Source organism: Leucobacter shiyiweii, assembly GCF_052446065.1.
Classification (GTDB): Bacteria; Actinomycetota; Actinomycetes; order Actinomycetales; family Microbacteriaceae; genus Leucobacter.
The window spans coordinates 2,059,140-2,073,862 of the sequence record NZ_CM127080.1 but is presented as its reverse complement, the minus strand read 5'-3'; the positions used below and the strand labels follow the sequence as shown (position 1 = coordinate 2,073,862).

The following is a 14,723-nucleotide window of genomic DNA, read 5'->3' as shown; positions in this document are numbered from 1 at the left end:
GCGTCGATGCAATAACCCCTCAGGTTGAAGGACCACCTATGACCGATATGCAACGAGCGTTTCCCGGGTCAATCGTGGAGCTCACGATCAGCGAAGCCCGTGACCTGCTTGCGTCGGGAAGCGTCTCAGCAACCGAAATGACGGCAGCTCATCTGCGACGCGTTGCCGCCTATGACCGCGGAGGTATGGCTCTCAACTCGGTGGTGGTGCTTAACCCCGACCTCTTCAAGGAAGCGGCGGAGTCTGACCGGCGACTCGCGATGGGTGGGCAGCATGTGCGTCCACTTGAGGGGATCCCGTTCACCGTAAAGGACAGCTTTAAGGTGCGCGGGCTCCCAGTTGCAAATGGGTCTCCGGCCTTCCGCGATCTTATTGCGGCCGAAGACGCGTTCGCCGTTGACGCCTTGCGTCGGGCAGGCGCGATCCTCATCGGCAAGACCAACATGCCCCCGATGGCTGCTGGAGGCATGCAGCGTGGATTGTACGGGCGCAGCGAGAGCCCGTACAACCCCGATTACCTGCCAGCCGCCTATGCCTCGGGCTCATCGCACGGTTCGGGCGTATCAACGGCCGCAAGTTTTGCGGTCTTTGGGATGGCCGAAGAGACCGTTTCTTCCGGCCGCAGCCCAGCCTCGAACAATGGGCTGTGCGCATACACGCCTTCCCGCGGAATGATTTCGATTCGCGGCAATTGGCCGCTCTTCGCCACCTGCGATGTCGTGGTGCCACAGTGTCGCACTATGTCAGACCTGCTCCAAGTTGCTGACGTCCTGCTCGCGGAGGATCCACGAACCGACGGGGATTTTTGGCGTGAGCAGGAGGTCGTGAAGCTCCCTCGAGTGAGTGAGGTGCGTGTGCCAGATCTTCGAGAGATCGCCTCGGGAGAGTGCCCGCGACCGTTGGAAGGTGTGCGGCTGGGAGTGCCCGCGGCTTATCTGGGCACTGACCCTCACTACCCGGTGGTGATCCGCCCAAGTGTGCGAGAACTTTGGGAGCAGGCGCGAGCTCGGCTAGTCAAGCTCGGCGCACAAGTGGTGGAGTGCGAGTTTCCGGTGATCACCGATTACGAGGGCAAATACCAGACAGCGGAACAGCTGGATCGCCTCGGCGTGCTCCCCAACGGGTGGATGCGCTGGGAATTTGGCGATCTCATGCGCTGGGGATGGGATCAGTTCCTCAGGAAAAACGCGGATGTAAGCCTCGCCCGTACCGGCGAGCCTAGCTACCCGGCAGAACTCGCACAGACTAATGGTGCGGAAATTTTCCCACTTCCCAAAGGTGCTCTTCCTGATCGATACGATCCAGTCGCTGCGGGAAGTCTCACGGATTCCGGTATGGTCAACGGTGACCGACACACTGATGCGCCTGCTCGGGCGGCGGCTGGTCTCGTGGGCCCGGCTGAGATGATCGGGTTCGCTGAAGGCCTCCTTGCGCTTGAAGAAATGCGATCCGCGCGATTCGAAGCATGGTTAGAAGAGCAGTCACTCGACGGCTTGGTATTTCCAGCAAACGGCGATGTGGCCAGGTCTGATTCCGATGTCGTTCCCTCCGACGCGGCTCACGCATGGTCAAACGGGGTGCTCTATTCCAACGGGAACTATGTGCTGCGCCACCTCGGCATTCCCACGGTCACAGTGCCTATGGGACTCATGGGCGACACCGGAATGCCCGTAGGACTCACCTTTGCGGGCCCAGCCTATTCCGATATGCGACTGCTGGGCTGGGGATGCGCAGCCGAGGCTAGCTCGCTCAGAATCTCACCGAAATTCACGCCGCCCCTCCCCACTGACCGATTCGCAGCGTCAGGTGAAAGACCGGTGTCACGCGCGGCACGTCAACTCGAATTCACTCTGACAGTCGAACCGTTTGCTCCGGCCAATAGTCCCGAGCTTCGTCTCGTGCACCTTACGGGCTATAGCCCCACGGGCACAGCACTCACCGAACTGCTCGTTACTGTGAACGGCCAGACCGTCGCTACTGAAGTGACTGATGACGGGTGGTGCGGGAGTGCGCTGGTCCAGGCTAAAACTCCGCATGGCACCTGGGCTGGCGTCCCGCAGATTCTCGCTGTTGTGACCGCGAGGTCGAAAGACGGCGACCCGTATGTTGGGTATCGGGAGGAACGGGGGTAGACAAATTCGAAACCCCCACGCCGCACGGGCCGTTCAAAGCTGAGATACAGCCCGGTATTGGCGATTCAGGGCAAGGAAACAGACATAATGGGAGCATGAGCGCACGGATACTGGTGGTCGACGACGATAGGCAGTTGTCAGAGATGCTCGGCATGGTGCTGCAGGGCGAGGGGTTCCTCACGGAACACGCTGCGGACGGCACCGAGGCGGTCGACCTCTTCCAGAAGGTGCGTCCCGACCTCGTATTGCTCGATTTGATGCTGCCAGGTATCGACGGCATCGAGGTGTGCAGTCAAATTCGGGCCGAGTCCGGTGTGCCAATCATCATGCTCACCGCGCGCAGCGATACGACCGATGTGGTGCGTGGGCTCGAAGCCGGCGCCGACGACTACGTGGTGAAGCCCTTCAACCCGGTTGAACTCATCGCTCGCATTCGTGCACGGCTGCGCGAGCCGCAGCAAGAGAATGGCGAAAACCTGCGCATCGGTGACCTTGATATTGATGTGGCAGCACACGAGGTGCGGCGTGGGGGGCAACCGATTTCGCTCACGCCACTCGAGTTTGATCTGCTCGTGATTCTTGCGCGCAAGCCGCAGCAGGTCTTCACTCGCGAAGTCTTGCTTGAAAAGGTTTGGGGCTATCACTACAAGGCAGACACGCGTTTGGTCAACGTGCACGTGCAGCGTCTGCGCGCAAAGATCGAGCAAGATCCCGACCACCCGACCATCGTGACCACCGTGCGCGGGGTGGGTTACCGCGCCGGTGGCACCGGCGAATAGCGTATGACGGGCGGCAGCGGAAGGTCGCAGTTCGGGCTCTGGCTGCGCCGCCTGAAGATCAAGTGGATCCGCAGGACCGATCCCGTGCTCGGACCCCTGCGGCGTCGCTGGTCGCGGTCGCTCAAACTGCGCACCATGACCATCACGGGCATGATTACCGGGGTGATGATCCTGATCTCGGGAACCTTCATTCTCACGAGCATCGGCGACGATCTCTACAACTCCCGACGCGACCAAGTGCTGCAGGACTCGGCGCGCGCAACCCTCGCCGCGCAGCGACTCGTCGATGCCTCCGATGCGAGCGACCGGGGTGCACTCTCTGCGCTTGTCACATCGGTGCGGCGCACGGTGCAAGACACCTCGTCGTCTGGGCTCATCTACGTGCGCCGTCAGCCCGGACAAGAATCCTCTCCGCAGGCTCCCGCTGATTTCTACACCTCGACCCAGGTGGTCGATGCCGTAAGCCCGCAACTTTCGAAGGCCCTGCTCGAGGCGCGAGCGCCGCAGTTTTGGCAGGCCGTGACTCTCGCCGACGAAGCGGGAAACCCGGTACCGGGGGTGCTAGTGGCGTCGAGCCTCGTGTTCCCCGCGGGGGCCGGAACCTACGACCTCTTCATCGGGTACAGCATGTCTGAAACAGAACAGACCCTCGGATTTGTCTCCCGGACCCTGTCGTTCACCGCGCTTATTCTCATGCTGCTGATTGGGGCGCTCGTCTGGAGCATCTCCCGCATCGTGTTTCGGCCCATTCGCGCCGCAGCCGATACCAGCAGGCGGCTCTCCGCTGGCGAAAACGAAGCACGCATGCCGCTACAGAACGACGAGCACTTCGACGTGCTTTCGAAGAATTTCAACGACATGGCAGACACCCTCCAAGCGCGCATCGACGAACTTGATGAGCTGTCTGAGATGCAGCAGCGCTTCGTGTCTGATGTGTCTCATGAACTGCGCACCCCCCTCACCACGATCCGCCTCGCAGCCGAAGTGCTCAAGGGCAGCGCCGCCGCCGATGGCCCCCAGTCGCGAGCCATTGAGGTGCTCGGCACCCAGGTCGTCCGCTTCGAGACGCTGCTCGCCGACCTCCTGGAGATATCCCGCTACGACGCCGGTCGCGTCACTCTTGAGACTGAACCCACGAACCTCGTTACGCTCACAGAGACGGTAGTTGAAGGCCTTCAGCCGCTGTCAGCGAGCCTGATCGAGGTGCGGCCTCTGGGCGGCTACAGCGCGGTTGATGTCGACGCGCGGCGCATCCGCCGCATCGTGTCGAACCTTGTCGGTAACGCGATCGAACACGGGGAGGGAAGGCCGATTGTGGTGACCATCGACTCCAACGCCTCGGCCATTGCCATCGCAGTCCGCGATTGGGGTGTCGGGCTACGCTCCGAGGACGTGGATCGGGTGTTCGACCGTTTCTGGCGCGCTGACCCGTCTCGCAAGCGCACTCTCGGCGGCACCGGGCTCGGCCTCGCGATCGCCCGTGAAGACGCGGCCGTGCACGGTGGCCTGCTCGAGGCCTGGTCGAGGCTGGGAGAGGGGTCGCAGTTTCGACTCACCCTGCCGCGCGGTGATCAGATCGCTGCGTTTGTCTCACCCATCCCGCTTGTGCCCGACGACATCACGCCGGACGACGGCGATCCGCAGGCCACGGGGGGCTGGCTTCGTCGCCCCTGGCGCAATGTCACCAAGGGGAGGAAGTAGTGTCGCGGCGGCAGATCCACCAGGGAATGCGCCTGCGTGCGCTCGCGACGACGCTGCTGGTGTGTGTCGGTCTCGTGGGATGTCAGGGAATACCCAGCTCAGGGCCGGTGCACGAAGGGCTCGAGAGGCTGAGTCAGGCGGACCAACCCGTGCAGTTCAACCCGGGCGGTCCCGCGCAAGGAGCCAGCCAAGAAGACATCGTGCGCGGCTTTGTGAGCGCCGCGGCTTCAAGCGCCGACGACTACGCGACCGCGCGAGAGTTCCTGGCACCCGAATATTCCGACGATTGGGATCCCTCGCTCGGGGTGCTCGTTGACGAGGGCACACAGCAGTATCGCGAGGCCGAGGAGAATGTGGGGGTGCTGTCGCTCTCGGCAATTGCGAGTGTCGACGGGCGGGGTTCCCTGCAACCCGTGGGGCCTGGAGCGGCAACCGAGGTGCGGTTCGAATTCGCCGAGATTGGTGGCGAGTGGCGGATCACGTCCGCCCCCGCCGGAATCATCCTCGACAAGAGCACTTTCACGGCAGTATGGACGCCGCTGCAATTGTATTTTCTGAGTCCAGATAACCGGCTGGTGTCGGACACGAGATGGTTCCTAAACCGCGCCACTATCAGCACGCAGGTCGTCGGCGAACTGCTCGAGGGGCCCACCGAGCAGATGATCGAGGTGGTGCGCAGCGCAATTCCCGCGGGCACCGTGCTCGCCGCAGGTGCCGTGCCCGTGGTCGACGGCACCGCGCGGATCGATCTATCTGCCGAACTGCTCGACGCCGATGCCGCCACCATGGAACTCGTGAAGCGGCAACTCGGGGCGAGCTTGCAGTCGGTGCCAAATGTGGCGCGGTTCGAGCTTCTCGTCAATAGTTCGCTGATCGAGTCGGGCACGGTGATAGCCGCTGATACGACTTCTCCCACCGCAGAGAATCTCTACGTTGCCGGGCTCAAAGACGGGGAGTTTGGCCCGATCAGTGCGGGAGACGTGACGGTTCTGCCGGGCATAGGAGCGCGTATCGCGCAGTTGGAGCCCAGCGCCGTTACACTTGCACCCGATCGTGGCAGCGCGGCGGTGCTGCATCAGGGCGCCGTGAGCTGGGTGTCCCCTGACGATCAGGTGGTGGTTGACGTGCGCGGAGACTTGATCGCCCCCAGCCTTGATCGCTTTGGGCACGTATGGACGTATTCCTCCACTGCCCCGGGCGAGATGCTGGTAACGAAACCCGGGGAGCGATCTGCCCTGCTGCAAATGCCGTGGCTCGGCGGGCGGGTACCCGTTGCGGTGCGTGTAGCACAGGGGGGAAATCGTATCGCCGTGCTGGTCGTCGATGCGGCATCGCCGGACCAAAGCAAGGTGCTCGTTGCGGGCATCTCGCGCGACCAATCCGGGGTGCCGGTTGCCCTGACCGACATTGCAAACACCGAGCTCTGGGTGCCGGGCACTCCCGTCGATCTCGACTGGATCGATGATGAGCGATTCGCGGCGGTCACTCGAGCCGGAGCGTCTGGGAAGGTCACGCAGGGGGTGCTGGGGCAGTTCGCTGTGGAGTCGGGTGTGGTACCCGGGGCCGTGAGCCTGAGCGGGGGCGGGAACCGATCGCTGCTGCGCGTGCTGGACGACGACGGACGATTGTATGCCCCGCAAGGCAGTGGTTGGCAGAGGCAACTCGACGGCATCGCGCTGGTCGCCAAGGTCGGGTAGGGCTCTGGCCGCCCTCTGCCACCTGCCTTTGCTTTCTCCGCCTCAGTTGTGCCTTCCTCCGCTCGCTTTCCCCGCCCTGGCTGGCTGTGTTTCGAAGCTCCGGTGGGCTCAACTGCTCGCGCACAGTGTGGTGTCCGCTCCGTCTCGAGCGAAACTATCCACAGATCTTCTAGGCGCTGCCATGGCCTGGCCTTTCATCCACAAGATTGAGTCATGTTCGCGAGCTCTCATGTACATCGCCTTGGCGGCGTGGCTCAAGTTGCCCGGCTCATTGATCTTGGCGAGAGTGGCAGGGGGCTCAAGGGTGGCTGAGTCAGGAGTAGGGACCGGTACCTGGAAGGGCGCCGTGATCCACTGGTTCAGAGAACTCGGGCTTGACGCGCTGGCGCTTCTCTGGCCGACACAGTGTGTGACCTGCGGAGCTCCCGATCGAGACTGCTGCGACGCATGCCGCTTCGCCGTGCGCGACGGCAGGGGAACGGCAATTTGGGTCCGCACGCCGGCGGGATTGGCCGCATGTGTGGCTGGCCCCTACGAAGGCTCACTGCGTGACCTACTCATCGCGTTCAAAAACGCCGGACAGACGGGCTTCGCGCGCGAGCTGGGCCCGAGACTTGCCGCCCCACTTGATGCGGCACTCAGCCTTGCGGGAGGCCCGACGCTGCCTCTTCTGGTGACTGTGCCCTCGCGTTCCGCGCGGGTGCGTGAGCGCGGCTATCGGCACGTCGACATGCTGGTGCGCGCAGCATTGAGGTCGCCTTGTTTCGCCCCGCGACGTCCTTGGCTGGTGACGCGGGCACTCCGTGCTCGACGGGGCCGCACCTCGCAGGTTGGCCTGGGCGCGACCGAGCGACAATACAATGCGGCACTGGTTGAAGTTTCGCCTGTTGCGAGAAACCTCCTGCGTGGCCGCGAAGTGGTGCTCGTTGACGATGTGGTCACCACCGGTGCCACGATTGCAGCGGCGCATCTCGCGCTCACCCTGGCGGGGGCGCGCGTTGTCGCGACCGTTGCGCTCTGCGCGGTTGAACGCCGCAGCGATCGGCTGGGGGCGCGCCGAAGCGGCTCCAACAGCGAGACCGGTAGTGGTCGACGCGAGGCGGGTCCCAATGATCCGTAAGGTGCGCATCGACAACGAATCCTGAGACACGCCTACCGAAACCCAATCCGAACCGCAACCGGGTGGAAACCGAGTGATGAACCAGAGTAGTGTTCGAGAAAGGCGTAATGGTGCGCTGTTAGAAGCCACCCGCCTGAACCCTAGGGAGGTCACCATGGATGTAAGCATTCGCGGACGCAGTCTCGGAATCACTGAACGATTCGAGAACTATGTGGGTTCAAAGACGGACAAGATAGAGACGTTGCTGCCGAAGGTGCAAACTTTTGAGGTTATGGTCTCGCGACTGAGCGACCGCAGCCCGCAGAACGGTGATCGTGTCGAGATTACGGTGATTGGCCCCGGCCCCGTGATCCGCGCCGAGAGCACCGGCTCTGATAAGTACACGGCGTTCGACATCGCCTACGGCCGCATTCTGGAGCGGATCCGCCGTATGAAGGATCGCCGCAAAGTGCATCGCGGTCGCGGCCGCACGTCACTCGGCGAGGCCACTGCGAACGATTTCGAAAGCGTGGCACTCACCCCTGCGTCCTTGGAGACGATTGAGGCGGTGGCAACCGGCAGCATTCCTGTCATGAACGATGAGCAGCAAGACGACGCCGAGTACACGCCGGTCGTGATTCGCTCGAAAGAATTCCCTGCCGAGCGTGTCTCGGTGGAGGAAGCCGTCGATCAGATGGAGCTCGTCGGGCACGACTTCTTCCTCTTTGTGGAGAGCGAGTCGGGTAAGCCCAGCGTGGTCTACCGCCGAAAGGGCTGGAACTACGGTGTGATTAGCCTGAGTGAAATGGGCTGAGAGTCCCCAATGTTCAGCAGGAGCGCGGCGCATAACGAGTAGCGCGAAGCGCCCAAGAGACGCCCAGCACCGATTAGGAGCTGGGCGTCTCTTCTGCCCTCGCAGGCCCCACGGCCCGCGGAAGCCTCCCGGGCGCAAAGCGCAGCTGCCACCCCCAGGCGAGCACGCGGCCAAGCGCCTCGAACACGATCCCGATGCTCATCTTTGAGCGCCCGGTGCGCCGTTCAACGAAGGTGATCGGCACCTCTGTGATCGGGCAGCCGAGTCGCTCCAAGGTCCACGCGAGTTCGACCTGAAAGCCGTACCCGTGCGAGGTGATTTGACCGAGGTTGAGTTGTGCCAACCAGCTGGTGTCGATTACACGGTAACCGCTGGTGATATCGCGCAACCGGGACCTCAGGGCGACTCGAGCGACCCGAGTGCCGGTGCGTGAGATCCACCGCCTGTATCTGGGCCATCCGCTAATCTGCCCGCCTTTGATCCAGCGAGTGCCGACGACGAGACCTGCTCCCGCACGCGCGGCGATCAGTAGGTCAGGCAATTGTTCGGGCAGATGGGATCCATCGGCGTCCATCTCGACGACGTATCGGTACCTATCTCCTCGCGCGTGTCGAAATCCGAGCACGTATGCCGTGCCCAGCCCGAGCTTGCCCGGTCGGTGCGCCACGCAGACGTGCGGATCCGCCGCCGCCAGCGCGTCGGCAATTTTGCCCGTGCCATCGGGGCTCGCATCGTCGACGATGAGGAGGTCTGCTGCGGGTACGGCAGCGCGCAGACGAGCCACGATCTCGGCGAGCGAACCCGATTCGTTATAGGTCGGCAGGATCACGAGGGTTGCCTCGCCTGATCCGCTCACTCTCACCCGCATTCCGTGCCGCGTTGTGAGTTCGATCATACGGCTCGGTGGATCGCCAGCACTGTGCACCCGGCACGACCTGGGCCCGCACCGGCAAATTGGTCTCGGGATCCTGGGCCTCGGGGGAGCGGTCAGTCTCGGAGAGATACCCAGGCGGTCGAGAACTCAAGTTGCTAGGCTGGGGCGTTGTCACAATTTGGCAACGGTGGCCCGGTGCGCACCCCGCACCACCACCGCCCCACCACACAGGAGACACGACGTGGCGACAGTCCTCGAACGAGTCCTTCGCGTAGGCGAAGGGCGCACCCTGAAGAAGCTGCAGCGGCTGGCAAATACAGTCAGCGATCTCGAAGAGTCGTTTGCGGCGCTCAGCGACGAGGAACTGCGCGGCGAGACCGCCGAGTTCCGCGCGCGCCTTGAGAAAGGCGAGTCGCTCGACGACTTGCTGCCCGAGGCCTTTGCCGCCGTGCGCGAGGCAGCCAAACGCACGATCGGGCTGCGACCCTTCGACGTGCAGGTGATGGGTGGTGCGAACCTCCACCTGGGCAACATCTCCGAGATGAAAACTGGTGAAGGCAAGACCCTGGTGGCAACGATGCCCGCCTACCTCAACGCGCTCACCGGCAACGGGGTGCACATCGTCACGGTCAACGACTACCTGGCGAGCTACCAGAGCGACCTCATGGGTCGCATCTTCCGCGCACTCGGCATGACCACCGGTTGCATCGTGGCGGGTCAGAACCCGACTGAACGACGCAAGCAGTACGACGCCGACATCACGTATGGCACGAACAACGAGTTCGGTTTCGACTATCTGCGCGACAACATGGCCTCGACCTCGGTCGACCGGGTGCAGCGCGGGCACGGCTTCGCAATTATTGACGAGGTCGACTCGATCCTTATCGACGAAGCACGTACTCCGCTCATTATTTCGGGCCCCTCCTCGGGCGAAGCGAATCGATGGTTCACCGAATTTGCGCGGCTCTCCAAGAAACTCGTAGAAGGCGTCGACTATGAAGTCGACGAAAAGAAGCGCACGATCGGTGTGCTCGAACCCGGCATCGAAAAAGTCGAAGACTATCTCGGCATCACGAACCTGTACGAGTCAGTCAACACACCGCTGATCTCATTCCTCAACAACTCAATCAAGGCGCGCGCACTGTTCACTCGCGACAAGGATTACGTGGTGTTGAACGGCGAGGTCATGATCGTCGATGAGCACACCGGGCGCATTCTCGCCGGGCGCCGCTACAACGAAGGCATGCATCAGGCTATCGAGGCTAAAGAAGGGGTGCAGGTCAAAGCTGAAAATCAGATGCTGGCGACCGTCACCCTTCAGAACTACTTCCGCCTGTACGAGAAGCTCTCAGGTATGACCGGCACCGCCGAGACCGAGGCCGGCGAGTTTATGTCGACCTACAAGCTTGGCGTCGTGCCGATTCCTACGAACAAGCCGATGAAGCGCATCGACCAGTCTGACCTCGTCTATAAGAACGAAGAGACGAAGTTCGCCGAGGTCGTCAAAGATATCGCCCAGCGTCACGAGTTGGGGCAGCCCGTGCTTGTGGGCACCACAAGCGTCGAGAAGAGCGAGTACCTGTCGAGACTGCTTGCGAAGGCAGGTGTGCGTCACGAGGTGCTCAATGCGAAGAACCACGCACGCGAGGCCGCGATTATCGCGCAGGCTGGTCGCCTCGGCGCAGTTACGGTCGCCACGAACATGGCTGGCCGTGGCACCGACATCATGCTCGGTGGCAATGTCGAGTTTCTCGCGGTGCAAGAGATGACCGCGCGTGGGCTGTCGACCACCGAGACGCCTGACGAGTACGAGGCTGAGTGGGACGCGGTGTTCGCGGCCGTGAAATCAACGGTCGATGTTGAGGCTGAGAAGGTTATTGCTGCCGGTGGCCTATACGTGCTGGGTACCGAGCGCCACGAGTCGCGACGCATCGATAATCAGTTGCGCGGTCGTTCTGGTCGTCAGGGAGATCCGGGCGAGAGTCGCTTCTACCTGTCGCTCACCGACGACCTGATGCGCCTGTTCAACTCGGGTGCGGCTGCCTCGCTCATGAACCGCGGCGGGTTCCCCGATGACATGGCTATCGAGTCGAAGCTCGTCAGCCGCGCGATTCAGAGCGCGCAGAGCCAGGTCGAGCAGCGCAACAGCGAGATCCGCAAGAACGTGCTGAAATACGACGATGTGCTCAACCGTCAGCGCAAGGCAATCTACGCCGACCGCGCCCAGATTCTCGACGGCGAAGACATCAAGTCTCGTGTCGACGTGTTCCGCGAGCAGGTTATCTCCGCCATTATCGACTCGCACTCCGCTGCAAACGAGTGGGATTTCGACGCTCTTTGGAACGATCTGAAGCAGATCTACCCCGTCGGCCTGTCGGTTGACGAGGTGGTGGCTGAGAGCGGCAGCAAGGGTGTGGATCGCGACTTCCTCTTCCGCGAGATTCTCTCTGATGCAGAGGTTGCTTACGCCAAGCGTGAACAGGCCCTCGGTGAAGAAGGCATGCGCGAGTTGGAACGACGCGTCGTCCTCTCCACAATCGACCGCCGCTGGCGAGATCATCTGTATGAGATGGATTACCTCAAGGAGGGAATCGGGCTGCGCGCGATGGCGCAGCGCGATCCACTCATCGAATACCAGCGCGAGGGCTATACCCTCTTTCAGAGCACGATGGGGCAGATCAAGGAGGAGGCCATGGGCCTGCTCTACAACCTCGAGGTGCAGGTGCGACCCGCTGAGGGCCCACAGGATCACGTACACATCGAGGGCGGAGGGCTCGAGGAGGAAAAACCGCTTGACACCTCCAAGCTCAGCTACATCGCCCCCGACGAGGACGGGAGCACGGAGATCAGCGGGCCGGGTGCTCAGCGGGCAGCGGCTTCAGGTGCTGCGGCTCGGGCTCGTACGGGTGGCGGAGCAACTCCTGCGCAGCCCCAGCAGCGCGGTGCATTCGGACAGCAGGTGGAGGGTGGCGACAGCCCCCAGAACCGCGCACAGCGTCGAGCCGCTAAGAATAAGTAACGCGCGATCCAGACGCGATTCGTCGCTTGAAACGAACGTCCGCCATGCGCGGGCAAACCACGGAGACAGCAATGGCAAACGAAAAACTCACGAAGAACGAGCGCCGCGAGCAGGCGCGCGAGCAGGCGCGTCTTGCCCGCGAGACCGAGAAGAAGCGAGAGAAGCGCAACCGGCTGTTCTTGCAGGGCGGTGTTGTGCTGGGTGTGCTGGTCATCCTCGCAATCGTGGGGCTCGTTTTGGCGCAGACCCTGAAGCCCGCTGGCCCTGGCCCCGAGAACATGGCATCGGGGGCGGTGACCTTCGGTGCCGACTTGAAAGTTGTCGAGACGCCAGCGCTGCAGCCCGATGAGTCACGTGAGGCACCCAATTTGAGCTGGGACGAGCTGCCGATCGACGTCACTGTGTACGTCGATTACATGTGCCCCGCGTGTGGTGCGTTCGAGCAGACCTACGGCACGATGCTCGAAAACTACATCGGCTCAGGCGACATTACCCTGTCGGTGTTTCCCTTGAACTTTCTCGACGCGACGTCGATGGGCACCAAGTACTCAACGCGGGCGGCCAATCTCGTGAGCTGTGTCGTTGAGCAGCAGCCCGACTCTGCATTTGCTTTGCACAACCGTTTGCTCAGCGCGAACGTGCAGCCATCGGAGGGCACCTCAGCGCTCACTGACGATCAGCTTGTCGAGCAGGCAGAACTCGCGGGGGCGACCGCCGACACCGAGTTGCGCCAGTGCGTGAAGGATCAGCGCTTTGGTGATTTCATCTCCGGAAACACGAAGAAGGCCACTGAAACGGGCCTGTGGGGCCTGGTCGAGGGTGCGCGCCTGCTTGACGCGAGCGGACAGAACCTGCAGCCGGAGGGTGAACCACAGCGACTCATCAGCACTCCGACCGTGATCGTCAACGGCGAGCAGTGGTCTTCGGGTCGCGATGGCGACCTGGAGTCGTACATTCTCAAGGTGAAGGCCGCGTTGGAGGGGAACGGCGCGGACACCGCTCCTCCGGCCGGGGCAGACGCTCCCGCCGAAACAGAGTAAACTCATGGAGTGGCCGGCAAGTCCGGCCGCTCTTTGCCGCCTTAGCTCATCTGGTAGAGCAGCGCCCTTGTAAAGCGCAGGTGGTCGGTTCGAGTCCGACAGGCGGCTCCACTTGAGAGGCCCACATTCGTGGGCCTCTTTCGTTTTGCCGCCAGTCGGACTCTGAACCGACCCGGGTGAAGCGCAGCTTCACCCGCTTCCGGCGAGCAACGCGTTGCGTTGCTCTGATCGCCGAAAGCAAGTCCGACAGGCGGTTCTGAAGCAGGAACGCGAAGCGTTGCTGCGAGGAGTCGGCCCCGCCACAGCGGGGCCCCACGGAGCGTTGTGCGGGGTGGGCTCCACTCAAGAGGCCCACATTCGTGGGCCTCTTTCGTTTCGCCGCCTGTCGGACTCTGAACCGACCCGGGTGAAGCAGGCTTTTCGGGAAGCGCGACTTCACCCGCATTCTCCCCAGTGCCTCGGAACACTACATATCTTCGGGTCCGCAACCCGGCGTCGCGCTCCGAAGTTGTGCAAATCTCCGGGATTGAGCAGATCACAGGCATTCGTCGATCACTGAGCGAGTGTGAGAGAGCCAGCAGAGGCTAGGGTAAACGAGTGACCCCAGGCAGGCAGAGCGTACCCGTGTGGGCTGCTCTTGTCGGTTCGGGGCTTGCGGGCACACTGGTGGCCCTCCAGTCGCGGGTCAACGGAGGTCTCAGCCAGCAACTCGGCAATGGATTCGTCACGGCTGCTGTCTCATTCGGTTCTGGCCTCATCATCATGGTGCTCGCCGTGGTGTTCTCGCCACGCGGGCGACGGGGGATCCACAAGCTTCGTGTCGAACTCGCATCGAAGCACCTGCCCCTGTGGGCACTTACGGGTGGTCTCTGCGGCGCGTTCTTTGTGCTCGGGCAGGGGCTCGTCGCCTCCGTAATCGGCTTGGCTTTGTTCACCGTAGGAATCGTCGGCGGTCAGGTGCTCGGCGGGCTGTTGATCGATCGGGTTGGTCTTGGGCCAGGTGGGAAGGTTCGGCCAAGCCCGCAACGGATCGTTGGCACCGTGCTCGCGGTCGTGGCAGTTGGGCTCTCAGTGCTCACTGACCTGGCTGCAACTGGGAGCGAGGGTCCGCGATTGTGGTTGGTGTTGATTCCTGTGGCAGCGGGACTCGCTATTGCGTGGCAATCTGCGGTAAATGGCCTGGTGCGCTCCGCGGCGCAGAGTGCTAGCGCGGCGACATTCGTAAATTTCTTGGTCGGTACCGCAGTGCTCTTACTTGCGGCGGCGGTCTCGGTGGGGGTGCAGGGTTGGCCTGAGACTTGGCCGAGTGAACCCTGGTACTACGTCGGAGGGTTCATCGGCACGATATTCATCGGCGTCGCCGCCATGCTCGTGCGTGCTGCGGGTGTGCTGTTGCTCAGCATGTCGAACGTTGCGGGCCAGCTCGTGGCCTCGGTCGCTCTCGACGCCGGCATACCGCTCGCAGGTGGAGTCACGCCGGGGCTTCTCGCGGGGGCTGCGGTCGCGCTCCTCGCGGTGACTATCGCTGCGCTGCCTCGGCGTTCTTCGCGGGGGTAACCGCGCGATCC

10 protein-coding genes and 1 tRNA gene are annotated in these 14,723 nt (G+C 62.7%); 10 read left to right on the top strand and 1 reads right to left on the bottom strand.

Annotated features, from left to right (window positions below):
* Window positions 1–38: 38 nt before the first annotated feature.
* The 6 genes from ACTNFJ_RS09620 to hpf all read left to right on the top strand — a co-directional run bounded on the left by ACTNFJ_RS09620 (window position 39) and on the right by hpf (window position 8,222).
* Window positions 39–2,132 carry an amidase gene (locus ACTNFJ_RS09620; protein ID WP_435906088.1) on the top strand — a complete coding sequence of 698 codons (2,094 nt, stop codon included), beginning with the start codon at window positions 39–41 and terminating at the stop codon, window positions 2,130–2,132.
* A gap of 95 nt (window positions 2,133–2,227) precedes the next feature.
* On the top strand, window positions 2,228–2,911 hold the full coding sequence (gene mtrA, locus ACTNFJ_RS09615) for an MtrAB system response regulator MtrA (RefSeq protein WP_435906087.1): 684 nt from the start codon (window positions 2,228–2,230) through the stop codon (window positions 2,909–2,911).
* A 3-nt stretch (window positions 2,912–2,914) separates the two neighbouring features.
* A complete protein-coding gene (mtrB, locus tag ACTNFJ_RS09610) occupies window positions 2,915–4,612 on the top strand; it encodes an MtrAB system histidine kinase MtrB (RefSeq protein ID WP_435906086.1) in 1,698 nt (565 codons plus the stop codon).
* Window positions 4,612–6,309, top strand: coding sequence for an LpqB family beta-propeller domain-containing protein (locus ACTNFJ_RS09605; RefSeq protein WP_435906085.1), 1,698 nt, complete (start codon window positions 4,612–4,614; stop codon window positions 6,307–6,309). Before mtrB ends, ACTNFJ_RS09605 begins: the two co-directional genes overlap by 1 nt.
* A gap of 304 nt (window positions 6,310–6,613) precedes the next feature.
* Window positions 6,614–7,429: a ComF family protein gene (locus tag ACTNFJ_RS09600; RefSeq protein ID WP_435906084.1), complete on the top strand. Its 816-nt coding sequence runs from the start codon at window positions 6,614–6,616 to the stop codon at window positions 7,427–7,429.
* 154 nt (window positions 7,430–7,583) lie between these two features.
* Window positions 7,584–8,222, top strand: coding sequence for a ribosome hibernation-promoting factor, HPF/YfiA family (gene hpf, locus ACTNFJ_RS09595; protein ID WP_435906083.1), 639 nt, complete (start codon window positions 7,584–7,586; stop codon window positions 8,220–8,222).
* 73 nt (window positions 8,223–8,295) lie between these two features.
* Here hpf and ACTNFJ_RS09590 read toward each other — a convergent pair whose 3' ends face one another.
* On the bottom strand, window positions 8,296–9,090 hold the full coding sequence (locus ACTNFJ_RS09590) for a polyprenol monophosphomannose synthase (RefSeq protein ID WP_435906217.1): 795 nt from the start codon (window positions 9,088–9,090) through the stop codon (window positions 8,296–8,298).
* A 247-nt stretch (window positions 9,091–9,337) separates the two neighbouring features.
* On the opposite strand from ACTNFJ_RS09590, the gene secA reads away from it, so the two are divergent.
* From secA to ACTNFJ_RS09570, 4 genes are all read left to right on the top strand, one after another.
* Window positions 9,338–12,115, top strand: coding sequence for a preprotein translocase subunit SecA (gene secA, locus ACTNFJ_RS09585; RefSeq protein WP_435906082.1), 2,778 nt, complete (start codon window positions 9,338–9,340; stop codon window positions 12,113–12,115).
* Window positions 12,116–12,186: 71 nt separating this feature from the next.
* Window positions 12,187–13,155, top strand: coding sequence for a DsbA family protein (locus ACTNFJ_RS09580; protein WP_435906081.1), 969 nt, complete (start codon window positions 12,187–12,189; stop codon window positions 13,153–13,155).
* Window positions 13,156–13,190: 35 nt separating this feature from the next.
* Window positions 13,191–13,266 (top strand) — tRNA-Thr (locus ACTNFJ_RS09575).
* A gap of 486 nt (window positions 13,267–13,752) precedes the next feature.
* Window positions 13,753–14,712, top strand: a complete 960-nt coding sequence (locus tag ACTNFJ_RS09570; RefSeq protein ID WP_435906080.1) for a DMT family transporter — start codon at window positions 13,753–13,755, stop codon at window positions 14,710–14,712.
* Window positions 14,713–14,723: the final 11 nt, after the last annotated feature.

Coding starts and splice junctions, on each gene's coding strand:
- ACTNFJ_RS09620 (WP_435906088.1), top strand. CDS start 39: ATGACCGATATGCAACGAGCGTTTCCCGGGTCAATCGTGGAGCTCACG.
- mtrA (WP_435906087.1), top strand. CDS start 2,228: ATGAGCGCACGGATACTGGTGGTCGACGACGATAGGCAGTTGTCAGAG.
- mtrB (WP_435906086.1), top strand. CDS start 2,915: ATGACGGGCGGCAGCGGAAGGTCGCAGTTCGGGCTCTGGCTGCGCCGC.
- hpf (WP_435906083.1), top strand. CDS start 7,584: ATGGATGTAAGCATTCGCGGACGCAGTCTCGGAATCACTGAACGATTC.
- ACTNFJ_RS09590 (WP_435906217.1), bottom strand. CDS start 9,090: ATGCGGGTGAGAGTGAGCGGATCAGGCGAGGCAACCCTCGTGATCCTG.
- ACTNFJ_RS09580 (WP_435906081.1), top strand. CDS start 12,187: ATGGCAAACGAAAAACTCACGAAGAACGAGCGCCGCGAGCAGGCGCGC.